This window comes from Rhizobium sp. 62_C5_N11_2, assembly GCF_051811185.1.
In the GTDB taxonomy this organism is placed as follows: Bacteria; Pseudomonadota; Alphaproteobacteria; order Rhizobiales; family Rhizobiaceae; genus Rhizobium; species Rhizobium leguminosarum.
The window spans coordinates 1,418,444-1,438,814 of the sequence record NZ_JBPWPW010000001.1 but is presented as its reverse complement, the minus strand read 5'-3'; the positions used below and the strand labels follow the sequence as shown (position 1 = coordinate 1,438,814).

Sequence of the window (20,371 nt, the reverse complement as noted above, 5' to 3'; positions counted from 1 at the left end):
GTGCATATTGACCGCGACCGAAGCGCTCAAGCTCCATTACGGCATTTCAAAAACTCGATCAGCGGTACGGCGAGTCGATCGCGATGTTGCGGGCGATTTCGCGCTCCCACCGGTCTCCGTTGTCCAGAAGCCGCGCCTTGTCGAAATAGAGCTCTTCGCGGGTTTCCGTCGCAAATTCGAAATTCGGGCCTTCGACGATCGCGTCGACCGGGCAGGCTTCCTGGCAGAAGCCGCAATAGATGCACTTCACCATGTCAATGTCGTAGCGCACCGTACGGCGCGTGCCGTCATTGCGGCGGGGACCTGCCTCGATGGTGATCGCCTGGGCAGGACAGATCGCCTCGCAGAGCTTGCAGGCGATGCAGCGTTCCTCGCCGTTCGGATAACGGCGCAGCGCATGCTCGCCGCGGAAACGCGGGGAGACCGGGCCTTTTTCGAAGGGATAGTTGATCGTCGCCTTCTGGCGGAAGAAATAGCGCATCGACAGAAAGAACGCGCCGACGAATTCCTTGAGAAACAGCGAGCTGATGGAGCCGGACAAGCTTGCCATCTTCAACCTCCAATTTTGCCGGAAACAAGAGCGGGCATGATCATGCCCAACCCGTCAGTTTCAGCACGAATGCAACGATGACGACCATGGCGAGCGACAGCGGCAGGAAGACCTTCCAGCCGAGGCGCATGAGCTGGTCGTAGCGGTAGCGCGGAACGAAGGCCTTGACCATCGCGAACATGAAGAACACCAGGCAGGCCTTCAGCGTGAACCAGATGATGCCTGGGACCCAGTTGAGGATCCAGATATCGACCGGGGGCAGCCAGCCGCCGAGGAAGAGGATCGTCGTCAGCGCGCACATCAGGCAGACGGCCGCATATTCGCCGAGCATGAACATCATGTAGGGCGAGGAGCCGTATTCGACCATGAAGCCGGCAACGAGTTCCGATTCAGCTTCCGGAAGGTCGAAGGGCGGACGGTTCGTCTCGGCGAGTGCCGAAATGAAGAAGATGATGAACATCGGGAAGAGCGACAGCCAGTGCCAGTCGAGGAACGACGCCGGCAGGCCGAGCATGGTGCCGAGGCCGGTATGCTGCGCATTGACGATATCGGTCAGATTCAGCGAGCCGACGCAGAGAAGCACGGTGACGATGACAAAGCCGATCGAGACTTCATAGGACACCATCTGTGCCGCCGAGCGCAACGCGCCGAGGAACGGATACTTCGAGTTCGAAGCCCAGCCGCCCATGATGATGCCGTAAACCTCGAGCGAGGAGATCGCGAAAATATAGAGGATGCCGACATTGATGTTGGCGATCACCCATCCGTCGGCCAGCGGCACCACCGCCCAGGTGGACAGCGCCAGAAGCACCGTCACCAGCGGGGCAAGCAGGAACACCGCCTTGTTGGCGCCGGCCGGAATGATCGGCTCCTTGAAGACGAACTTCAAAAGGTCGGCGAAGGACTGAAACAGGCCGAAGGGACCGACGACGTTCGGCCCGCGGCGCAGTTGCACGGCCGCCCAGATCTTGCGGTCGGCGAGCAGCACGTAGGCGATGAAGACGAGCAGGCAGACGAGAAGCAGCAGAGACTGACCGATCATGATGATCGCCGGCCAGACATAGGTCGAAAAGAAAGAATCCATAGTCCCCTGCCCTTACTCTGCCGCGACTTTGAAGTTGTTGCGGGCCAATGCCGAGCACTCCGCCATGACAGCCGAGGCACGCGCTATCGGGTTCGTCAAATAGAAGTCTTTCACCGGCGACGCAAACCCGGATTTGTTCATCTTGCCGGCTTTTTTCGCAACTGCGGCAATTTGGGCGCTATCGGTTTCGGCGATCTCGTCGATGGCGGCGAAATGCGGGAAAGCGGCATAGAGGCGGACACGCAATTCGCTGAGCGAATCGAAGGGAAGCTTCTTGCCGAGCACGTCGGAAAGGGCACGGATTATCGCCCAGTCCTCGCGGGCGTCACCCGGCGCAAAACCTGCGCGGTTGCCCATCTGTACGCGGCCTTCGGTATTGACCCAGGTGCCGGACTTTTCGGTATAGGCTGCCGCCGGCAGGATGACGTCGGCATGGTGCGCGCCATTGTCGCCATGCGAGCCGATATAGACGGTGAGCTTGGCCTTCTTGGCGGTGAAGTCGAGTTCGTCGGCACCGAGCAGGAAGAGCACGTCCATCGCCGTCAGCATCTCGGCAGCGTTGACGCCCTTGGTGCCAGGCACGAAGCCGAGATCGAGGCCGCCGACACGCGAGGCAGCGGTATGGAGGACGGCAAAGCCGTTCCAGCCTTCGACGACCGCGCCAACCGAACCGGCGAGCTTGGCAGCACTGGCGAGAACGCCGGCGCCATCGGTGCGCGACAGCGCGCCCTGGCCGATGATGATCATCGGCTTGGCGGCGTTCTTCAGCACGTCGGCGAAGGCGTGGGTGCCGTCGACCAGATCCTTCAGCGTGTCGGGACCGCCGCCGAGGTAATCATAGCTGTAGCGCAGTTCGCCCGGCTCGCCGATCACGCCGATCGGGAACTTGCCGCGGCGCCAGCGCTTGCGGATGCGGGCGTTGAGGATGGCGGCCTCGAAGCGCGGATTGGCGCCGATGATCAACAGCGCATCGGCCTGGTCGATGCCCGATATGGTCGGGTTGAAGAGGTAGCTTGCACGGCCGAGCGACGGATCGAGTGCCGCCCCATCCTGGCGACAGTCGAGATTGGCTGACCCCAGCGACTTCACCAGTTCGGAGAGCGCATACATCTCCTCGACGGAAGCGAGATCGCCGGCGATAGCGCCGATCTTGTCGCCCGAGGTCGCGCCGACCGCGGCCTTGATGGCGCCAAAGGCTTCGGCCCAGGTAGCGGGCTGCAGGCGGCCGTCGCGGCGAACATAAGACCGATCGAGGCGCTGGGTCTTCAGGCCATCCCAGATGAAGCGGCTCTTGTCGGAGATCCACTCCTCATTGATCGTCTCATTGACGCGCGGCAGGATGCGCATGACTTCGCGGCCGCGGGTATCGACGCGGATCGCCGAACCGACGGCATCCATGACGTCGATCGATTCGGTCTTGTTCAATTCCCACGGGCGCGCGGTGAAGGCGAAGGGCTTCGAGGTAAGCGCGCCGACCGGGCAAAGGTCGACGACGTTGCCCTGCAGCTCGGAGGTCATCGCCTGTTCGAGATAGGTGGTGATCTCGGCATCCTCGCCGCGGCCGATCAGGCCGAGTTCCGAAATGCCGGCGACCTCGGTCGTGAAGCGGACGCAGCGCGTGCAGTGGATGCAGCGGTTCATCACCGTCTTGACGAGCGGGCCGATATACTTGTCTTCGACGGCGCGCTTGTCTTCCTGATAGCGCGAGGTGTCGATACCAAAGGCCATCGCCTGGTCCTGCAGGTCGCATTCGCCGCCCTGGTCGCAGATCGGGCAATCCAGCGGATGGTTGATCAGCAGGAATTCCATCACGCCTTCGCGGGCCTTCTTGACCATCGGCGTGTTGGTGAAGACCTCAGGCAGTTCGCCGTTCGGGCCGCCGCGGATATCGCGCACGCTCATGGCGCAGGAAGCCTGCGGCTTCGGCGGTCCGCCCTTTACCTCGACGAGGCACATGCGGCAATTGCCGGCAACCGACAGGCGCTCGTGGAAGCAGAAGCGCGGAACCTCGGCACCGGCATCCTCACACGCCTGCAATAGCGTGAAATGATCCGGAACTTCGATCTCGTTGCCGTCAATCTTCAGTTTTGCCATCGTCGCTCAGTCCTGTTTCCCGTTTGCCTGATGACGGCAAACAAACCTATTTTTGCAACACTCTCATTGCCAAGCCGGATCTTTCGTCCTGCCGACATCTGATGTCGCCCAAATTCTCTGTCGCGCATTCCAGACCCGGAACCCGCACCGGCATCTGCAGCTTGAGGTCCCCGCCCGTCCGCCGATCTGCCCATCCTTCCGGCCGATTGCACGGCCGGACAGTTCATTTCTTCCTGCGGCCCCGTCCCGCCAGAATTTTCGCCTGACCGGTCCAGTCGTCACGGCCGATGCGGCCGTTAAAGCCGAGTTCGGCGTCGAGCCGGGCGATTTCCTCGTCGGTCCAGGCGGCGATCTCAACGAAGTTGCGAATGCCCTTGGCATTCAGCACCTGCTCCAGCTTCGGGCCGATGCCGGCGATCAGCTTCAGATCGTCGGCCTTCCTACGCGCAACCGGTTTTGCCTTCACAGCCGGCTTTGGTTGGCTGGTCTTTGTTTGGCTTGCTGGCTTCGTGTGGCTGGCTGGGGTCGGCTCGCTGACCGGCTTGACAACAGTCAGGGTCGGCCTTGCCTTCTTCTCGGTCGGCGGCTTAGTGAAAGCCCTGACATCCGGGCGAATATTCTCCGGCCGGATATCGACATCGGGCTTCAGTTCGTCCGGCGGCGTGTCATCGAGGGCGGCCGCGACCTTGCCGGTCGTTTCCAGGGCGCTCTGGAAGGCGCCGAAGAAGGCGCCCGCCATTTGGGTCGAGAAACCGAAGCCGATCGCCGTTGCGGCAGCAAAGGCTGCAGCGGGATGCGCCATCAGCGGATGCACCGGCATCGCCCGTGCATTTTCCAGCATCTCGGCGGCAAGACGGCCGAAACCGGCCGCGAAATCGGTGACTTCTTCCTTCTTCCCAACCTTGGATGCGTTGTCCGCCATGATTATTCAGCCGCCTCCAGAACCGCACCGTGATCGAGGGCGCTTGCCGTATACTGGTCGATGCGCTTTTCGATCTCGGGACGGAAGTTACGGATCAGACCCTGCACCGGCCATGCGGCTGCATCGCCCAGCGCACAGATGGTATGGCCCTCGATCTGCTTCGTCACCTGGAACAGCATGTCGATTTCGCGCTTCTGGGCATTGCCCTTGGCCATGCGTTCCATCACGCGCCACATCCAGCCCGTGCCTTCGCGGCAGGGCGTGCACTGGCCGCAGCTCTCATGCTTGAAGAAGGCGGAGATACGGGCGATCGCTTTGATCACGTCGGTGGACTTGTCCATGACGATCGCGGCGGCAGTACCGAAGGAAGAGCCGACGCCGCGCAGGCCGTCGAAATCCATCGGGCAATCGATGATGTCCTTCGCCGGAACGATCGGGCAGGACGCCCCGCCCGGAATGACGGCAAGCAGGTTGTCCCAGCCGCCGCGGATGCCGCCGGCATGGCGGTCGACCAGTTCGCGGAAGGTGATACCCATTTCCTCTTCGACCGTGCACGGCTTGTTGACATGGCCGGAGAGCATGAACAGCTTGGTGCCGACATTGTTCGGGCGGCCGATGGCCGAGAACCAACCGGCGCCGCGGCGCAGGATCGTCGGCGCAACAGCGATCGATTCGACATTGTTGACCGTCGTCGGGCAGCCGTAGAGGCCCATATTGGCCGGGAACGGCGGCTTCAGGCGCGGCTGGCCCTTCTTGCCTTCGAGGCTTTCGAGCAGCGCGGTTTCCTCGCCGCAGATATAGGCGCCGGCGCCGTGATGGACGAAGATGTCCATGTCCCAGCCGAGCTTGTTGTTCTTGCCGAGCAGGCCATAATCATAGCATTCGTCTATCGCCGCCTGCAGCGCTTCGCGCTCTCTTATATATTCGCCGCGCACATAGATGTAGGCCGCATTGGCGCCCATCGCGAAGCTCGCGATGACACAGCCTTCGATCAGCGTATGCGGATCGTGGCGCATGATATCGCGGTCCTTGCAGGTGCCGGGCTCCGATTCGTCAGCGTTGACGACGAGGTAATGTGGGCGGCCGTCGCTTTCCTTCGGCATGAAGGACCATTTGAGACCTGTGGGGAAACCGGCGCCGCCACGACCGCGAAGACCAGAGGCCTTCATCTCGTTGATGATCCAGTCGCGGCCCTTTTCGAGGATCTGCTTGGTGCCGTCCCAGTGGCCGCGGCTCATCGCGCCCTTCAGGGATTTGTCCTTGAGGCCGTAGATATTGGTAAAGATGCGGTCTTTATCTTGTAACATGCTTCACCTCTTACCGCGGCTTCTTGCCGAAGACCTTGATATATTCCGCTTCGCCGCCCTTGGCGAGCGCCTTGGCCTGCTTGACCCAGTCATCGCGCTCGATGCGGCCGCGGAAGTTCAGGTAGCCGTCGACCCATTCGCGTTCGGCCTTCTTCCAGCCTGCGACCTGCGCAAAGGTGAAGATGCCGATTTCGTTCAACGTCGCCTCGATTTTCGGGCCGACACCCGAGATCATCTTCAGATCATCCGGTGCGGCAGGCTTTTCGACGCCGGCCGGACGGTTCTTGTCGGTCAGAGCAGGCTTTGCCGCAGGGGCAGCTTCAGCCTTGACGGCAGCTTTCGGCGCCGGTTCGGCGGCCGCAGTGCCTGATATCGGCTGCTGCTCGGCAGCCTTGGCGTTTTTCGCAGCCGCCTTCGGCGCCGTTGCCGGCGTCTTCAGGGCAGCATTGGTCTCGGCATCGGTGCTCTTCGGGCGGGCGGCCTCGGAGGGCGGAACCGGCGCGGCGTCGACTGGAGCCGACACGGATTCGGCATTGGCCTTTTTGGCGCGCGACCTTGCCTTCGGCTCTTCCGTCGTCAGCGAGGTCAGGCCGCCTTCAGGCGCCGAAAACACCCGGTCGATCTGGGTGCCGGGCTTGATGCTGGCACCATTACCGGCGGCAAAGACGTCGATGATCTCTTCGAGACGCTCAGGCGTCAGGTCCTCATAGGTGTCCTTGCCGATCATCACCATCGGCGCGTTGACACAGGCCCCGAGACATTCGACCTCTTCCCAGGACAACGTGCCTTCGGCATTGCGCTCGAAGGCATGGGCATGGATCTTGCTCTTGCAGACCGACATCAGCGCTTCCGAGCCGCGCAGCATGCAGGGCGTCGTGCCGCAGACCTGGACATGGGCGCGCGTTCCCACAGGATGCAGCTGGAACTGCGTATAGAAGGTCGCGACCTCGAGCACTCTTATATAGGCCATGTCGAGCATGTCGGCGATCTTTTCGATCGCCGCGCGCGTGACCCAGCCGTCCTGCTCCTGCGCCCGCATCAACAGCGGGATGACCGCCGATTGCTGGCGGCCGGCGGGGTATTTCTGGATCGTCTTGTCCGCCCAGACCGCATTCTCATCGCTGAAGGCGAATGCGGCAGGCTGGAATTGATCTTCGGCTAATCGACGAACGGACATTCTTCCTCACGCCTTGTCAGTTTAGGGTTCCACACCGCGAAGCGGTCAAAGACTGCATTTCGCAGGCATAGGCCGACTGGTCTTTTTGCATAAACACTACGAATTTGCTGCCGTTCGGAATGGCAGCCTTGATCTGATAGCCCTTGGACAAAAGCTCGCCCATGGACGATTGCTGCGCCGGCGGCGTCTCTTCCTTACGGCCCAGCGGCGTGCCGAGGCTATCGGACTCCTGAGCCGAAACCCCGGATGCCGAAAGAAGGATTACGACGGCCAGCGGCAGAAGCTGCATCAGCGGTCCACCTCACCGAAGACGATGTCGAGCGAGCCGAGGACGGCCGCGACGTCGGCAAGCTGGTGGCCGCGGCACATGAAATCCATGGCCTGCAGATGGGCGTAGCCCGGGGCGCGGATCTTGCAGCGATAGGGCTTGTTGGTGCCGTCGGAGACCAGATAGACGCCGAACTCGCCCTTCGGCGCCTCGACGGCGGCGTAAACCTCGCCGGCCGGCACGTGGTAGCCCTCGGTATAGAGTTTGAAGTGGTGAATCAGCGCTTCCATCGAACGCTTCATCTCGCCGCGCTTCGGCGGCACGACCTTGCCGTCGATCGACGAGAAGGGACCGGTCTTGGCATCCGAGAGCAGGCGGTTGACGCATTGCTTCATGATGCGAACCGACTCGCGCATCTCGATCATGCGGATCAGATAGCGGTCGTAGTTGTCGCCATTCTTGCCGATCGGGATGTCGAATTCGAGATCGGAATAACATTCATACGGCTGGGCGCGACGCAGATCCCAGGCCGCACCCGAACCGCGCACCATGACGCCGGAGAAGCCCCAAGCCCAGCATTCCTCCAGCGAGACGACGCCGATATCGACGTTGCGCTGCTTGAAGATACGATTGCCGGTCAACAGGTTGTCGATGTCGTCGAGCGCCTTCAGGAACGGGTCGCACCAGTTGCCGATATCCTGCACGAGCTGTTCGGGCAGATCCTGGTGGACGCCACCCGGACGGAAATAGGCGGCGTGCATGCGTGAGCCGCTGGCGCGCTCGTAGAACACCATCAGCTTTTCACGCTCTTCGAAACCCCAGAGCGGCGGCGTCAGCGCGCCGACGTCCATGGCCTGCGTCGTGACGTTCAGAAGGTGCGAGAGTATACGACCGATTTCCGAATAGAGAACGCGGATCAGCTGGCCGCGAATCGGGATCTCAATGCCGAGCAGCTTTTCGACGGCCATCGCATAGGCATGTTCCTGGTTCATCGGCGCGACGTAGTCGAGACGATCGAAATAGGGCACGGCCTGAAGATAGGTCTTTGTCTCGATCAGCTTCTCGGTGCCGCGATGCAAAAGGCCGATATGCGGATCGACACGCTCCACAATTTCGCCGTCAAGCTCCAGGACAAGACGAAGAACGCCATGCGCCGCCGGATGCTGCGGTCCGAAGTTAATGTTGAAGTTGCGGACGTTATGTTCGGTCATTTGCAACGCGCTCCGCTATTGCAGGCATAAGCCAATGGGCAATAGGCAATAGTGTAGTTTTCAATTCTCATGTTCGTTCCGTCCATCCTGCAGGCGGCGAATAAGCGACCACAGCATCTTTCCCACTTCTGCTACCAAGGAAAGCGCCAACTGGGTTTGTGACACCGTGACAATTCCTACTCGCGCCGAGAGTATCAGATGCGTTTCCAACTCCTTCAGAGACCCTTGGGCAATTTTCAAGTGGTGCACGTAGGCACCCGTTGACTCGCGTCCGTAACCTTCCGCGATGTTTGCTGCAATGGATGCTGCAGAACGTCTTACCTGGGAGGCAAGGCCATAAATTTCCTCTTTTGGAAATTCCTTTGTGAGGCCGTAACATTCAACCGCAAGATCCATGGAGCGCTGCCACACCTTAAGATCCTGATAGGAATTAATCGCCGTTGCCATTCTCCCTTGTCACTACTGCCTGCTGGCTTCTGCCTGATGCCTAAGACTACTGTTTCGCTTTTTCGTCGCCGGGCAGCACATACTCCGTGCCTTCCCAAGGCGACATAAAGTCGAAGTTGCGGAATTCCTGCTTCAGCTCGACCGGCTCGTAGACGACGCGCTTTGCGGCGTCGTCGTAACGCACTTCGACAAAACCGGTGGTCGGGAAGTCCTTGCGCAGCGGATGGCCTTCGAAGCCATAGTCGGTCAGGATGCGGCGCAGGTCCGGATGGCCGGTGAAGAGCACGCCATACATGTCCCAGGTCTCGCGCTCGAACCAGTCGGCACCTGGATAGACGGGGCAGGCCGACGGAACCGGCGTATCCTCGTCGGTCGCGACCTTGACGCGGATGCGCAGGTTCTTCTTCGGCGACAGCAGGTGGTAGACGACATCGAAACGCAACTCGCGCTGCGGCCAGTCGACCCCGCAAATATCGATCAGGTTGACGAAACCGCATTTGGCGTCGTCGCGCAGGAAGGTCAGAAGCGCGACCAGGTTTTCACCCGTCGTCGTCAGCGTCAGCTCGCCATACTTCATCTGCGATGCGGCGATCAGGTTGGCGTGCGCTTCGCCAAGGTAGGACGCAAGCTCAGTCAGGGCTTCACTCATATGCCTTGTCCTTAACCCTTAGCGTTCGATCGTGCCGGTACGCCGGATCTTCTTCTGCAGCAGAAGCACGCCATAAAGCAGCGCCTCTGCCGTGGGGGGACAGCCCGGCACGTAGATGTCGATCGGCACGATGCGGTCGCAACCGCGCACCACCGAATAGGAATAGTGATAATAGCCGCCGCCATTGGCGCAGGAGCCCATCGAGATGACATAACGCGGCTCGGGCATCTGGTCATAGACCTTACGCAGCGCCGGCGCCATCTTGTTGGTCAGCGTGCCGGCGACGATCATCACGTCGGACTGGCGCGGCGAAGCGCGCGGCGCAAAACCAAAGCGCTCGACGTCGTAACGCGGCATCGACAGCTGCATCATTTCGACGGCGCAGCAGGCAAGGCCGAAGGTCATCCACATCAGCGAGCCGGTGCGGGCCCAGTTGATCAGCTCGTCGGTCGAGGTGACGAGAAAACCCTTGTCGGCGAGCTCGTTGTTGATCTCACCGAAAAATGGGTCGTTGCTGCCGATCGGCTTGCCGGTCGAAGGATCGATGATCCCTTTTGGCTGCTCTGCGACGAGCGGCTTATTGCTCACAGGGGCTACTCCCATTCCAGGGCTCCCTTCTTCCATTCATAGATAAAGCCGATGGTCAGCACGAGAAGGAAGACCATCATGGACCAGAAACCGAACCAGCCGATGGCGCCGAAGGAGACGGCCCAGGGGAAGAGGAAGGCGACTTCGAGGTCGAAGATGATGAAGAGGATCGACACGAGGTAGAAACGGATGTCGAACTTCATGCGGGCGTCGTCGAAAGCGTTGAAGCCGCATTCGTAAGCCGAGAGCTTTTCCGAATCGGGCGCTTTGAAAGCCACGGCGAATGGCGCGATGAGCAGCGCCAGACCGATCACGAGCGCAATAGCAATGAAGATAGCGATTGGAATATAAGAACTGAGTAGTTCAGTCATCATGTTCATCCCTGCTTGCCGGAGACGCCAGGTGGCGCATTTGGGCAAATGCCCGGCAAGCGAACGTGCGTTGCAACAAGCCGTGGTTAGCGCAGCCGAAGCCCCGGCGCAAGACTTTTACAGAAGCAATTCGACGAGTAGCCGAGGGACACTATCAAGCACATGCAATGATGTCGCGACAAATCCGCGCAAGCCGCTTCAGCGCGCATGCCTGACCACTGGAAACTGCATGGCTTTCAAGAGAAATGGCGCGAGTGACGGGGCTCGAACCCGCGACCTCCGGCGTGACAGGCCGGCACTCTAACCGACTGAGCTACACCCGCGCATTGATCGGCCATTTTGCGGCCGCGAGGAAGAAGAGAACCGGACAAACGACAAATCGCATTTGCGTTTTACAAGACTTGAAATGGCGCGAGTGACGGGGCTCGAACCCGCGACCTCCGGCGTGACAGGCCGGCACTCTAACCAACTGAGCTACACCCGCAATTCATTTCAAGCAGTCCGGATGCCTTCGCACCCTCTCCAAAACGGCTGCCCGTTTCGATGAGCGGCTAACTACGGGGTTCGCCTTTTAGTGTCAAGCAGGTTTGGAGACAAAACCATGACAGTCCGTGAAATGTTTCTGCGGGTTGGGTGCCAGACGAACAAAAGCCGGCACTTCCGTCTTCCGCAGCGGCGCTCAGGCGCAGACGCAGCGCCTTCGAAACGGACATGCTCGTCGCCCTCCCCTCACTTTTCCACAGCCGAGCCGAACCTAAGCGGCATTGCAAGACACGGGACCACCACCAAAAAAATCAAAAAATCTTCACAAACACTCTTGCGGTTTTGCCGCGATCCGCATAGATCACGGCCACCAACGCGGCAGGCCGATCCGGCTTCGTTTGCGATGGGCGATTAGCTCAGTTGGTAGAGCGCCTCGTTTACACCGAGGATGTCGGGAGTTCGAGTCTCTCATCGCCCACCATTTCCAAACTTTCCTGCTGCTTGTTCATCAGACTTAGACTCCCGAATTAGCTCGCTAATCCGATCAGGATCTGCGCAAGCTGTTTTGTCAGGAGACACCTCATGAAAACCGTTGCCATCATCTCTACGCTGCTTCTCGCCAGCGTGGCTGCGCCGCCGTGCATTGCCAGAGAGCCAGCGCAAGAGGTGTTCCTGTCTGCCGGGGATCAGGCGATTACAACCTCGGGAGAAACCCCGGCGCGTGAAGCCAGAACATATCTGCTGAGAATGCAGTCAGATCTGCCGATTAATTTTTCGGTCGATGCCGACAATTCGGCCTGCAGCTTGGAAATCAGCAAAGCCAGCCAGCGCGGCGTCTTAAGCACCATCAGCCGATTCCCCGCGTCTTTCAGAGACAGCGGTCAAAGTGGCGACAGATATACGTTCTCGTTTTTCCAAAACCGCGTTTCATTTATGAGCGGCGCCCGGTGCGCCTTCTCATTTTCTCTCACGCAGAAGTGACTGTGGGGTGATGGGCATCCCTCGCCGTTTGGAGGACGCCCATCGTCTGCCATTTCATGGCGATTACATCCACACTGAAAACCCACCCGCTGCCTATCGGTTCTTCACGACTCTCCGTATCCGGTGAACTGGCTGCCGATGCCCCCGTTCGGCGGCACGCCACGGTCCGAGTTGTGGGCAGGTCTGCGCCCTCGAGACGGCATCCCGGCAAGACGTTCCGGGGCAGCAAAGCGTTACGCCGGGCAGCTTCAGATGCGCGCCGTCCCGCCAGCGCTCTGTAAAACGGACTACTCCCAGCCACCGCGCCACCTCCTATTGGGCGAATGGATAGGGGCCGGCAAAAGTGGGAGAATTCGCCGCCCGGAAAGTCTCCGCGCTTGAAGGTTCATCACGCCTGGAGGTGTGCCATGAGGACCCTGCGCTCCGCATTGATGCTGTGCATCGCGATTGCCCTTGGTACGCCAAGTGCCACATACGTCGCCCTGCCCGGATATGCATTCAAGACGAATCCGACATGCCAGCGCCACGAACCAAAGACGAAATTCGACAAGAGGTGCGACTGGCCGAGGGTGGGCTTCAAGAACTTTACGCCCCCGCTTGTGACCGTGCTTGGGATCTGAGGATCTTGGAACGGCGCCGGATGCGCTTTCTCATTTTCTCCCACTGAGATGTGAGAGCGTGATCGGGGTAGTGAGCATCCCGCTGTCCGGTGGGTGCTCACGTCCCACCATTCATCCCTTCGCCAGTTCTTTATCCACAGCGGAAACCAGCCGCGAATCGTCCGCCGTCACGTCAGGCGCGAAACGGGCGGCGACTTTGCCGTCGCGGCCGATCAGGAATTTCTCGAAGTTCCAGAGGATGTCGTCCTCATCTCCGCCTGTCATGCCATGGGATTTCAGGCGTTCGCGCATCGGGCCGTCACCCGTCGTCGCGACACCCGACTTGGTCAGCTGCCGGTAAAGCGGGTGCTGGGCCTCGCCCTTGACCGAGATCTTCGAGAAGATCGGGAAGGTGACGTCATAGGTGCTGGTGCAGAAATCGAGGATCTCGGCGTCGGTGCCGGGCTCCTGACCCTTGAAGTCGTTGGCGGGGAAAGCTGCGATGACGAAGCCGCGCTCGCGCTTTTCCCCATAGAGCTTTTCCAGCCCCTCATATTGGACGGTCAGCCCGCATTTCGAGGCGACATTGACGACCAAGAGCACCCTGCCCCTGTATTCGTTGAGCGTGGTCTCACGACCATCCACAGTCTTGACCGGGATATCCAGCACGTTGCCCGTCACGGGAACCTCCAATTTCGTAAGGATATGTTTCGCCCAAGCTTACCGATATCGCCGCCGTTGTCATCAGCGTCGGGATCAACTTGGCTTCCACAGGACGCCGGTGCGGCTTCCGGCCGCACCGGGCCTCAGCACCTCAGGCGGGAGACGTTTCCTTCACGTCGTCGAGCAGGAAGTGCACGACGAGATAATCCGTCTTGTAATGGCGCCCACTGTCCGACACGGAATCGACGCTGCCGCCGTCCTTCGGGTGCCAGGCGTGGTAATGGGGATTGGTGGTGATCAGCGTGATGGCCTTGCCATCTCTTTCGCCAAGCCGGAAGCGCATCTCGGCGAGCGGCCAGATCCGCTCGTAATCCTGCATGGTGATTCGCGCCTTCAGCGCCTTGCGCTGCAGCGGCGCTTCGCCGGCCTCGGCTGGTGTTTCCAACATCACCTCCTCAGCTCCGCTGATGATGGCGTTGAATTCTTCAGGCCACATGCGTCTCATGAAATCGCTCCTCCCGAGGCTTTTTCGTCAGTTCACAGATGGAACTTAGCGGTTTGTTCGAAAGAAGCAAATTCCCGTCATGCGGTTGTCATCGGTGCCGGCTGCTCCTACCTTGCCGTCAAACCGCATCAGGGCCGTCAGTCGCCCGCAATCCCGAGATCAGAAATGAAGACACGTGAAGAAAGGCAGGCGCTCCGGGCGAGCATGCCGCGCACCCCGCTCAGCGCCCATCATATGGAAAACGCCCGGCTGCTGCCGGATCGCGGCGAATTGCTTTATCGGATCCCGAACGGCGGCATCGGCGTCGAGGTCGGGGCAGCCTTCGGCGAATATACGGCGGAGATCCTGGAAAAGAATCGCCCGGCGCAGCTCTACCTCATCGATCCCTGGTCAATGGATCGCTACAGCTCCGGGCTCGATGCGATCCACACGAATTTCGGGGCCGAGATCGCGGCCGGCCGGCTGCATCTGATGCAAGGCACATCGCTCGACAAGCTTGCCGAATTCGAGGACGATTTCCTCGATTGGGCCTATATCGATACCGACCATTCGTTCGAGCTCACCTGGCAGGAACTCCTGCTCTGCGAAAAGAAGGTGAAGCGGACGGGGCGTATTGCCGGGCATGATTTCTGCACCGGCAATACGGTCAAGCCGATCGTCTATGGCGTCGTCGAGGCGGTCACCAAATTCTGCAAGGATTACGGCTGGCAATTCGAGTTCCTGACGGTCGAATCGCACGCGCATTTTTCCTATTGCCTGAAACGGCTCTGATCAGCTCACATTTTACCGGAATATTGCTCGTCGCTGACTTTTTCCATCCAGTCGACGTGGCTGCCGTCCAGCGCCTCATGGATGGCGATATGCGACATAGCCGTGTCCGGGGCAGCACCGTGCCAATGTTTTTCGCCCGGCGCGAACCAGACGGTATCGCCGGGGCGGATCTCGCGGATGTCCTCGCCCCAGCTCTGGGCGAGGCCCTTACCTGATGTCACGATCAGTGTCTGGCCGAGCGGATGCGTATGCCAGGCCGTGCGGGCGCCGGGTTCAAAGGTGACGAAGACCGCCCTCGCCCGTGCCGGCGCCGGCGTTTCCATCAGCGGATCCTGGCGAACGGCGCCGGTGAAATAGTCGGCCGGTGGCTTCGTCGAGGGGCGAGAGCCGGCGGGTTTGATCTCCATGATCTTTCCTTTTCCATTCATTGCGGTTGAAGCCTTATATCGCGACGATATTTCATCGAGGCGACCAATCAAAGCCGGATCGGCAATTGCCGCGGAGTCACCCGCCTGATAGTTCCAGTGGCTTTCATCACCAAAGCGCGTCGCATCGTGCTTGATTCATGCGATGCGCTTTGGCTCTTTGTTTTTATGCATGTCGCTGTCCCCGCACACTTCCGGGTGACATGCAGTAGGGAGGATTTTTCATGAAACACCATGCTTTCGGCCGCATGCCCTTCACCGTCACTAATGTCGGCTTCGGCGCCTGGCAGATCGGCGGCTCCTGGGGCGATATCAGCGAGGCCGACGGACGCGCGGCGCTCAATGCCGCGCTCGATGCCGGCATGACATTCATCGATACGGCTGACGTCTATGGCGACGGGCGCTCGGAAAAGATCATTGCCGACGTGCTGAAGACGCGCGGCGGTGTGCGTCCGATGGTCGCTACCAAGGCGGGCCGCCGCCTCAACCCGCATGTCGCGGAAGGCTACACCAAGGCTAATCTCGAAGGCTTCATCGACCGCAGCCTGACGAATCTTGCCGTCGACAGTCTCGACCTCGTGCAGCTCCACTGCCCGCCGCGTGAGGTGCTTTACCAGCCGGAGGTCTTCGAGGACTTGAACGCGCTGCAGAAGGCCGGCAAGATCAAGGGTTACGGCGTCAGCGTCGAGAAGGTCGAGGACGGTCTGAAGGCGATCGAATATCCCGGCGTCGTCAGCATCCAGATCATCTACAACATCTTCCGCCAGCGCCCCGATCACCTGTTCTTCCAGGAAGCACGCCGCAGGAACGTGGCGATCATCGTCCGCGTACCGCTCGCCAGCGGTCTTCTCTCCGGCAAGATCACCCGGGACACACATTTCGCCAGCGACGACCACCGCAATTTCAACCGCAACGGTGAAGCCTTCGATGTCGGCGAGACCTTTGCCGGCGTGCCCTTTGAGGTCGGCCTGCAGGCGGTGGAAGAGGTGCGCAAGCTGGTGCCCGAGGGCGCCACCATGGCCGCCTTCGCGCTCCGCTGGATCCTGATGAGCGACGCCGTCACCGTCGTCATCCCCGGCGCGCGTAACGCCGAGCAGGCCAAGGGCAATGCGGCTGCTGCCAATCTGGCGCCGCTTTCGGCCGATGTCATGGCAGCAACGCGCGAGATTTACGAGCGGCTGATCGCGCCGCATGTGCATCAGCGCTGGTAGGCGCCCAATACTCCGAGACGAAAATGGCCGGGTTTTCGCCCGGCCATTTTTATGTCGTGGAACTTTCAGAAGCTCAGTTGGTGCCGACCAGGTCAACCGGAAAGAACAGGGTCTCGCCGGAGGAGTCGCTGACGCCGTCATTGTCGGTGACCGCATAGGGCTTGCCCGATGCGTCGAAGGTGAAGCCTTCAAGCTTGTCCAGCACATAACCGTTGGTCGCGGTCTTCAGCTCACCGAGGAAGTCGTGGGCCTCGGTCTTCTTGACGGCCGGCAGCTCGCCGCCGAGCTTGGCGGGCTTCAGGTCTGAAATCGCGACCTTGTAGAGCTTCTTCAGCCTGGCGGCATCACCGACGAGGTTGTCACGCTCGATGATGTAGACGCTGTTGCCCTGGGCGGAGATTTCCGACAGACCGACCCAGCCGCTTTCCGTCTTGTCGAGCGGATAGCGCACAGCACCCCATTCCTTCTTCTTCGGATTGTAGGAGACGAGCTTGACGAAGCCCTTCTCGTCATCGCTCCACTCACGCTGGACCGCCATCCAGAGCGTCGCATCGTCGCCGGTGCCGACAATGGTCACGCCTTCAAAGCCGTAGCGGATTTCGTTGGCGACGAGCTCCTTCGGCAGGGCAATCTCGGCCTTGATGTCGCCCTTGGCATTGACGTTGTAGAGGGCATGCGGAACGAGACGCTCGCTGTAACCTTCCGAGGCGAGCCAGAAGGAGCCGTCGGCAGCAGCCGCGATGCCTTCGATGTCGAGCTTCTGGGCCGGGGCGCCGTCACGCTTGACGACGAGGGCGTCGGTGATGACGGCCGGCTTCTTGCTGGCATCGATCGTGTAGATCGTCGGCTGCGAGCCCAGAACGCTGTCGCTGACGGCGTAGAGCATGCCCGGCTTGCCCGGAACGGCGGCGAGACCCGAAAGGGCTGCAAAGCCGATCGGATTGCCGTCCTTCTCGGCGGAGACGATCTGCGGATAGGCCTTTTCGCCTTCCGAGCGCTCGTAGATCATCACATGCGAGCGCGCGCCGCCATCCTTTCCGAGGTCGAGTTCGTTGGCAGTCACGAGGAGATTGCGCTTAGGGATGGCGATCGCGCCTTCCGGCGAAATGCCGGACGGCAGCAGCTGGACGAGTTCGGGATCGGCACCGGTATCCTTATAGACGCCGACGACCGAAGCACGCTCGGCGAGCAGGAAGAAATACTGATCGTCCCCGAACTTGGCGGCTTCGAGGCCTTCCGGCTCGACGCCCTTCGATCCTGACCGGCTTTCCGGATAGTGGCCGATATGGGCGACGGCGCGTTCGAAGGATGCGCCCGATTCGTAGAGAAGCTTACCCGTCTTGTCGAAGATGGTGAAGCCGCGCGAGCCGCCCTGGTAGTCGCCTTCATTGGCGACGACGAGGCGGTTGTCGTCCAGCCACTTCACGGCGTCGGGTTCGCGCAGCACGCCTTTGGCTTCGCCCGAGAATTTCAGGGCGCCGTCACGCTTGGTGTCGATACCGGTGAGATCGACGCTGCCGGCGGAGAAATGCGTCTTCACTTCAGCCGTGTTGGCGTCGATGATGACGATCTCATTGTTTTCCTGCAGCGTCAGAGCAATCTCGTTCAGGCTGTTGAAGGCGACGAATTCCGGCTCCGGATCCTCCGGGGCGACGCCGGCAAGCCCGGTCAGCGCCACGTGCTTGATCGTGCCGCAATCGACGGTGCCGTTCCTGACCTGGAAGACGACGAGGTCGCCAGCCGGCATCTGCGGAATCTTGCCGTCATTGACGTCTTCGTCGCGCTCGTTTTCGATCGCGATGGTGCCGAGTGTCTTATCCTTGTTGAGGGCGATCGAATCCGGCTGGCCGCCGAGATCGCAGCTGTTTTCGATCTTCTTGGTCGCCACGTCGACGATGGCGAGACGACCCGAGGGCTTCGCCTTGTTTTCGGAAGTGTTGACGGCAACGAGCGCCTTGCCGGCGCTCGAGGTGACCGATGTCGGCTCGCCGTCCATCATCACCGCGCCGCCGGCCTTCGGAGCCTTGGCATCGGTAATGTCGATGAAGCCGATCGCGCCGAGCGGGCTGTCGCTATAGATCAGCGTGTTGTCGTCGTCGGTCGCGGTGATGATTTCGGCGGAGCTCACCGAAAGCTTGTCCTTGTCAGCCGGCAGGTTCTGCGCAACCGGGAAGGAAGCGATGCGATTGAAAACCGGTTCGGCCGCGGCCGGAAAGGCAACGGATGCGAGAAGCACGGCAGCGAGCGCTGCCTTGCGCGATGAAATTGTCATGAAATCCCCCATGTGTCGAACATTCGAAACAGGAGTTTTCTGCGCGAGCGGCATGACAGAGGCATGACAGCGGCGACATTTTGCGCCAGACCACGTCAGGCTGGTTTGCGCTCCTGGCGCATCTCGTTTCGCATGATGAAGAGCGAGGCAGACAGGATGAGAGCCGCTCCCAGCCAAAGGTAACCCGCCGGCGCATAGCCAAAGAACAGCCAACCGGCCAGCACGTTCAACGGCAGCTTCAGATCGTCGAACGGCTGGACGTAGGCGGCATCGGCTGCGGCATAGGCAAGCGTCAGGAAATACTGCGCTGCGGCGGTCAGCAGCCCCGCCAGCAGGAACAGGGCAAGTGTTGCACCCGTCGGCACTGCAAAACCTGCCGCAAGCGCCAGCCCGCCGTTTATCGGGGTCAGCAGAACGAGCAGCCAGACGGTGATCGTCTCCGGTCGTTCAATGCCCGTTAGGCTTTTGGTGATCAACGACGAGGCGCCCCACAGCAGCGCCGAGAGCACAGGCAGGAGTGCTGCCCAGCCAAAGCCGTCCGACCATGGCTGCAGGATGATCATCGCTCCGGTGAAACCCGCCGCCGTCGCGGCCCAGCGGGCCGGGCCGACGCGCTCACCGAGGAAAAGCCGGGCACCCAGAATGATGAAGAAGGGCGAGGTCATCACCAGTGCGATCGCCTGCCAGATCGGCACGGCGGCAAGGCCGGCGACCCAGGCCTCGACGCCGAGCGCGGCAAGCGCGACGCGCGCGAGGTGACGCCAGGGATAGTGCGTGCGCATCGCCGCGAGGCCGAGCCTCTTAAGGAACGGCAACGAAAACAGGAAGGCGAAGCCATATTGCCAGAAGGCTGCCGACGCCGAGGGAAAGGCAAGCTTCATCGTCAGCCATTGGGTGACGACGTTGAGAAGCGAAAAAGCAATGCCGGCAAGCACCATCCAGAGTGCACCGACAACGGCGCGGGACGGCGAGACTGCAAGGGAAGTCTGATTCATGTCTTTCATCCAAAACAGGGACCAACATAAATCAGGACGCATGAGCCACGACCAAGCGACACAGGACAGACCCCTGCCCTTCGCACGACCGACACTCATTCTCTTCCATCCGGACTTTAACCGTCGGCTCCGGAATCGCACCGGATCTGCTGACCCTTCCCCCGCTTGGACACGAGGGAAGGCGCTCGCGGGCTCGAGCCGAAACTCTTACCGCCGGTGGGGAGTTTCACCCCGCCCTGAGAACAGAAATGTCGTAGATCAAAGCCCGCGCGGCGGCAAGAGTGCTCCTAAAGCAAAAGGGGTCCGGCAAAGCCGAACCCCTCTCAAATCCTGGACAACCGGTCTCGTTTCCGGCTGACGGATAATATCAGATCAGCCGTTGACGGCGTCCTTCAGGCCCTTGCCGGGCGTGAATTTGGGCACGTTGCGAGCCGGAATGTCGACTTCAGCGCCCGTCGACGGATTACGGCCCTTCGTTGCGGCACGATGAGAAACGGTGAAGCTGCCGAAACCCGCGAGGCGGATGTCGCCCTTGTTCTTGAGTTCAGCCTGGACAACGTCGAAAACCGCGTCAACAGCGGAAGCCGCGTCAGACTTCGTCAGTCCTGCCTTTTCGGCTACTGCGGACACGAGTTCATTCTTGTTCATGTTTCCACCCCTTTCTAAATGGTATGAAACGACTCAAAAGTAAGCTAGGCGCAGAATAGGTTTCATCAGGCCCGCCGAAAACCCAAAAGCCCTGCAAATCAAGGAAAAGCAAGCGTCTACATGACGTTTTCACAAAAAAGGCTGGCGTTT

General features: G+C 60.6%; 22 protein-coding genes, 3 tRNA genes and 1 riboswitch. Of the genes, 5 read left to right on the top strand and 20 right to left on the bottom strand.

Features of this window, described 5'->3' with window-relative positions:
• Nucleotides 1-58: 58 nt before the first annotated feature.
• From nuoI to AB8B31_RS07235, 14 genes are all read right to left on the bottom strand, one after another.
• A complete protein-coding gene (gene nuoI, locus AB8B31_RS07300) occupies nt 59-550 on the bottom strand; it encodes an NADH-quinone oxidoreductase subunit NuoI (protein ID WP_003547385.1) in 492 nt (163 codons plus the stop codon).
• 40 nt (nt 551-590) lie between these two features.
• Nucleotides 591-1,634: an NADH-quinone oxidoreductase subunit NuoH gene (gene nuoH, locus AB8B31_RS07295; RefSeq protein ID WP_018241596.1), complete on the bottom strand. Its 1,044-nt coding sequence runs from the start codon at nt 1,632-1,634 to the stop codon at nt 591-593.
• A 12-nt stretch (nt 1,635-1,646) separates the two neighbouring features.
• Nucleotides 1,647-3,728, bottom strand: coding sequence for an NADH-quinone oxidoreductase subunit NuoG (nuoG, locus tag AB8B31_RS07290; protein WP_131703089.1), 2,082 nt, complete (start codon nt 3,726-3,728; stop codon nt 1,647-1,649).
• 223 nt (nt 3,729-3,951) lie between these two features.
• Complete coding sequence (locus tag AB8B31_RS07285) at nt 3,952-4,650, bottom strand: 5' DNA nuclease (protein WP_131703090.1); 699 nt, start codon at nt 4,648-4,650, stop codon at nt 3,952-3,954.
• Nucleotides 4,651-4,652: 2 nt separating this feature from the next.
• A complete protein-coding gene (gene nuoF, locus AB8B31_RS07280) occupies nt 4,653-5,957 on the bottom strand; it encodes an NADH-quinone oxidoreductase subunit NuoF (protein ID WP_003547378.1) in 1,305 nt (434 codons plus the stop codon).
• 10 nt (nt 5,958-5,967) lie between these two features.
• Nucleotides 5,968-7,134 (bottom strand): NADH-quinone oxidoreductase subunit E, encoded by a 1,167-nt coding sequence (locus tag AB8B31_RS07275; protein ID WP_130728989.1) that lies wholly within the window; start codon nt 7,132-7,134, stop codon nt 5,968-5,970.
• A 16-nt stretch (nt 7,135-7,150) separates the two neighbouring features.
• Nucleotides 7,151-7,423, bottom strand: coding sequence for a hypothetical protein (locus tag AB8B31_RS07270; RefSeq protein ID WP_018241592.1), 273 nt, complete (start codon nt 7,421-7,423; stop codon nt 7,151-7,153).
• On the bottom strand, nt 7,423-8,613 hold the full coding sequence (locus AB8B31_RS07265) for an NADH-quinone oxidoreductase subunit D (protein WP_018241591.1): 1,191 nt from the start codon (nt 8,611-8,613) through the stop codon (nt 7,423-7,425). Before AB8B31_RS07265 ends, AB8B31_RS07270 begins: the two co-directional genes overlap by 1 nt.
• Nucleotides 8,614-8,673: 60 nt before the next feature.
• Nucleotides 8,674-9,060, bottom strand: a complete 387-nt coding sequence (locus tag AB8B31_RS07260) for a four helix bundle protein (RefSeq protein WP_018447539.1) — start codon at nt 9,058-9,060, stop codon at nt 8,674-8,676.
• Between the two features lie 46 nt (nt 9,061-9,106).
• Complete coding sequence (locus AB8B31_RS07255) at nt 9,107-9,709, bottom strand: NADH-quinone oxidoreductase subunit C (RefSeq protein ID WP_112902547.1); 603 nt, start codon at nt 9,707-9,709, stop codon at nt 9,107-9,109.
• 18 nt (nt 9,710-9,727) lie between these two features.
• A complete protein-coding gene (locus tag AB8B31_RS07250) occupies nt 9,728-10,312 on the bottom strand; it encodes a NuoB/complex I 20 kDa subunit family protein (RefSeq protein ID WP_131703091.1) in 585 nt (194 codons plus the stop codon).
• Nucleotides 10,303-10,668: an NADH-quinone oxidoreductase subunit A gene (locus tag AB8B31_RS07245; RefSeq protein ID WP_010055493.1), complete on the bottom strand. Its 366-nt coding sequence runs from the start codon at nt 10,666-10,668 to the stop codon at nt 10,303-10,305. The genes AB8B31_RS07250 and AB8B31_RS07245 overlap by 10 nt, the downstream gene beginning before the upstream one ends.
• A 246-nt stretch (nt 10,669-10,914) precedes the next feature.
• Nucleotides 10,915-10,991 (bottom strand) — tRNA-Asp (locus AB8B31_RS07240).
• Between the two features lie 84 nt (nt 10,992-11,075).
• Nucleotides 11,076-11,152, bottom strand: a tRNA-Asp gene (locus AB8B31_RS07235).
• 404 nt (nt 11,153-11,556) lie between these two features.
• Between AB8B31_RS07235 and AB8B31_RS07230 the strand changes: the two genes are divergently transcribed.
• The 3 genes from AB8B31_RS07230 (at nt 11,557) to AB8B31_RS07220 (ending at nt 12,752) form a co-directional block, all read left to right on the top strand.
• Nucleotides 11,557-11,632 (top strand) — tRNA-Val (locus AB8B31_RS07230).
• Nucleotides 11,633-11,733: 101 nt separating this feature from the next.
• Entirely contained in the window at nt 11,734-12,132 is a 399-nt protein-coding gene (locus AB8B31_RS07225; RefSeq protein ID WP_018241589.1) for a hypothetical protein, read from the top strand.
• A gap of 407 nt (nt 12,133-12,539) precedes the next feature.
• Nucleotides 12,540-12,752 (top strand): hypothetical protein, encoded by a 213-nt coding sequence (locus AB8B31_RS07220; protein ID WP_018447536.1) that lies wholly within the window; start codon nt 12,540-12,542, stop codon nt 12,750-12,752.
• 111 nt (nt 12,753-12,863) lie between these two features.
• On the opposite strand, the gene AB8B31_RS07215 is transcribed toward AB8B31_RS07220, so the two are convergent.
• Together AB8B31_RS07215 and AB8B31_RS07210 are read right to left on the bottom strand one after the other, a co-directional pair.
• Complete coding sequence (locus AB8B31_RS07215; protein ID WP_018241587.1) at nt 12,864-13,412, bottom strand: glutathione peroxidase; 549 nt, start codon at nt 13,410-13,412, stop codon at nt 12,864-12,866.
• A 133-nt stretch (nt 13,413-13,545) separates the two neighbouring features.
• Nucleotides 13,546-13,899: a hypothetical protein gene (locus tag AB8B31_RS07210; protein ID WP_018241586.1), complete on the bottom strand. Its 354-nt coding sequence runs from the start codon at nt 13,897-13,899 to the stop codon at nt 13,546-13,548.
• Between the two features lie 165 nt (nt 13,900-14,064).
• Between AB8B31_RS07210 and AB8B31_RS07205 the strand changes: the two genes are divergently transcribed.
• A complete protein-coding gene (locus AB8B31_RS07205; protein WP_131703092.1) occupies nt 14,065-14,670 on the top strand; it encodes a class I SAM-dependent methyltransferase in 606 nt (201 codons plus the stop codon).
• A 5-nt stretch (nt 14,671-14,675) separates the two neighbouring features.
• On the opposite strand, the gene AB8B31_RS07200 is transcribed toward AB8B31_RS07205, so the two are convergent.
• Nucleotides 14,676-15,077, bottom strand: a complete 402-nt coding sequence (locus AB8B31_RS07200; RefSeq protein WP_245515230.1) for a (R)-mandelonitrile lyase — start codon at nt 15,075-15,077, stop codon at nt 14,676-14,678.
• Between the two features lie 242 nt (nt 15,078-15,319).
• Between AB8B31_RS07200 and AB8B31_RS07195 the strand changes: the two genes are divergently transcribed.
• Complete coding sequence (locus tag AB8B31_RS07195) at nt 15,320-16,306, top strand: aldo/keto reductase (protein WP_018447533.1); 987 nt, start codon at nt 15,320-15,322, stop codon at nt 16,304-16,306.
• Nucleotides 16,307-16,379: 73 nt separating this feature from the next.
• On the opposite strand, the gene AB8B31_RS07190 is transcribed toward AB8B31_RS07195, so the two are convergent.
• The 3 genes from AB8B31_RS07190 to hupB all read right to left on the bottom strand — a co-directional run bounded on the left by AB8B31_RS07190 (nt 16,380) and on the right by hupB (nt 20,221).
• Nucleotides 16,380-18,590, bottom strand: a complete 2,211-nt coding sequence (locus AB8B31_RS07190; RefSeq protein WP_205928189.1) for an esterase-like activity of phytase family protein — start codon at nt 18,588-18,590, stop codon at nt 16,380-16,382.
• 83 nt (nt 18,591-18,673) lie between these two features.
• On the bottom strand, nt 18,674-19,582 hold the full coding sequence (ribN, locus tag AB8B31_RS07185; RefSeq protein ID WP_425526326.1) for a riboflavin transporter RibN: 909 nt from the start codon (nt 19,580-19,582) through the stop codon (nt 18,674-18,676).
• A gap of 84 nt (nt 19,583-19,666) precedes the next feature.
• Nucleotides 19,667-19,821, bottom strand: a riboswitch (FMN riboswitch).
• 124 nt (nt 19,822-19,945) lie between these two features.
• Nucleotides 19,946-20,221, bottom strand: a complete 276-nt coding sequence (gene hupB, locus AB8B31_RS07180) for a DNA-binding protein HupB (protein WP_003558438.1) — start codon at nt 20,219-20,221, stop codon at nt 19,946-19,948.
• Nucleotides 20,222-20,371: the final 150 nt, after the last annotated feature.

Excerpts from the sequence above, each read along its gene's own strand:
- nuoI (WP_003547385.1), bottom strand. The coding sequence starts at position 550 with ATGGCAAGCTTGTCCGGCTCCATCAGCTCGCTGTTTCTCAAGGAATTC.
- nuoH (WP_018241596.1), bottom strand. The coding sequence starts at position 1,634 with ATGGATTCTTTCTTTTCGACCTATGTCTGGCCGGCGATCATCATGATC.
- nuoG (WP_131703089.1), bottom strand. The coding sequence starts at position 3,728 with ATGGCAAAACTGAAGATTGACGGCAACGAGATCGAAGTTCCGGATCAT.
- AB8B31_RS07285 (WP_131703090.1), bottom strand. The coding sequence starts at position 4,650 with ATGGCGGACAACGCATCCAAGGTTGGGAAGAAGGAAGAAGTCACCGAT.
- nuoF (WP_003547378.1), bottom strand. The coding sequence starts at position 5,957 with ATGTTACAAGATAAAGACCGCATCTTTACCAATATCTACGGCCTCAAG.
- AB8B31_RS07275 (WP_130728989.1), bottom strand. The coding sequence starts at position 7,134 with ATGTCCGTTCGTCGATTAGCCGAAGATCAATTCCAGCCTGCCGCATTC.
- AB8B31_RS07270 (WP_018241592.1), bottom strand. The coding sequence starts at position 7,423 with ATGCAGCTTCTGCCGCTGGCCGTCGTAATCCTTCTTTCGGCATCCGGG.
- AB8B31_RS07265 (WP_018241591.1), bottom strand. The coding sequence starts at position 8,613 with ATGACCGAACATAACGTCCGCAACTTCAACATTAACTTCGGACCGCAG.
- AB8B31_RS07260 (WP_018447539.1), bottom strand. The coding sequence starts at position 9,060 with ATGGCAACGGCGATTAATTCCTATCAGGATCTTAAGGTGTGGCAGCGC.
- AB8B31_RS07255 (WP_112902547.1), bottom strand. The coding sequence starts at position 9,709 with ATGAGTGAAGCCCTGACTGAGCTTGCGTCCTACCTTGGCGAAGCGCAC.
- AB8B31_RS07250 (WP_131703091.1), bottom strand. The coding sequence starts at position 10,312 with ATGGGAGTAGCCCCTGTGAGCAATAAGCCGCTCGTCGCAGAGCAGCCA.
- AB8B31_RS07245 (WP_010055493.1), bottom strand. The coding sequence starts at position 10,668 with ATGACTGAACTACTCAGTTCTTATATTCCAATCGCTATCTTCATTGCT.
- AB8B31_RS07225 (WP_018241589.1), top strand. The coding sequence starts at position 11,734 with ATGAAAACCGTTGCCATCATCTCTACGCTGCTTCTCGCCAGCGTGGCT.
- AB8B31_RS07220 (WP_018447536.1), top strand. The coding sequence starts at position 12,540 with ATGAGGACCCTGCGCTCCGCATTGATGCTGTGCATCGCGATTGCCCTT.
- AB8B31_RS07210 (WP_018241586.1), bottom strand. The coding sequence starts at position 13,899 with ATGAGACGCATGTGGCCTGAAGAATTCAACGCCATCATCAGCGGAGCT.
- AB8B31_RS07205 (WP_131703092.1), top strand. The coding sequence starts at position 14,065 with ATGAAGACACGTGAAGAAAGGCAGGCGCTCCGGGCGAGCATGCCGCGC.
- AB8B31_RS07200 (WP_245515230.1), bottom strand. The coding sequence starts at position 15,077 with ATGGAGATCAAACCCGCCGGCTCTCGCCCCTCGACGAAGCCACCGGCC.
- AB8B31_RS07195 (WP_018447533.1), top strand. The coding sequence starts at position 15,320 with ATGAAACACCATGCTTTCGGCCGCATGCCCTTCACCGTCACTAATGTC.
- AB8B31_RS07190 (WP_205928189.1), bottom strand. The coding sequence starts at position 18,590 with ATGGGGGATTTCATGACAATTTCATCGCGCAAGGCAGCGCTCGCTGCC.
- ribN (WP_425526326.1), bottom strand. The coding sequence starts at position 19,582 with ATGAAAGACATGAATCAGACTTCCCTTGCAGTCTCGCCGTCCCGCGCC.
- hupB (WP_003558438.1), bottom strand. The coding sequence starts at position 20,221 with ATGAACAAGAATGAACTCGTGTCCGCAGTAGCCGAAAAGGCAGGACTG.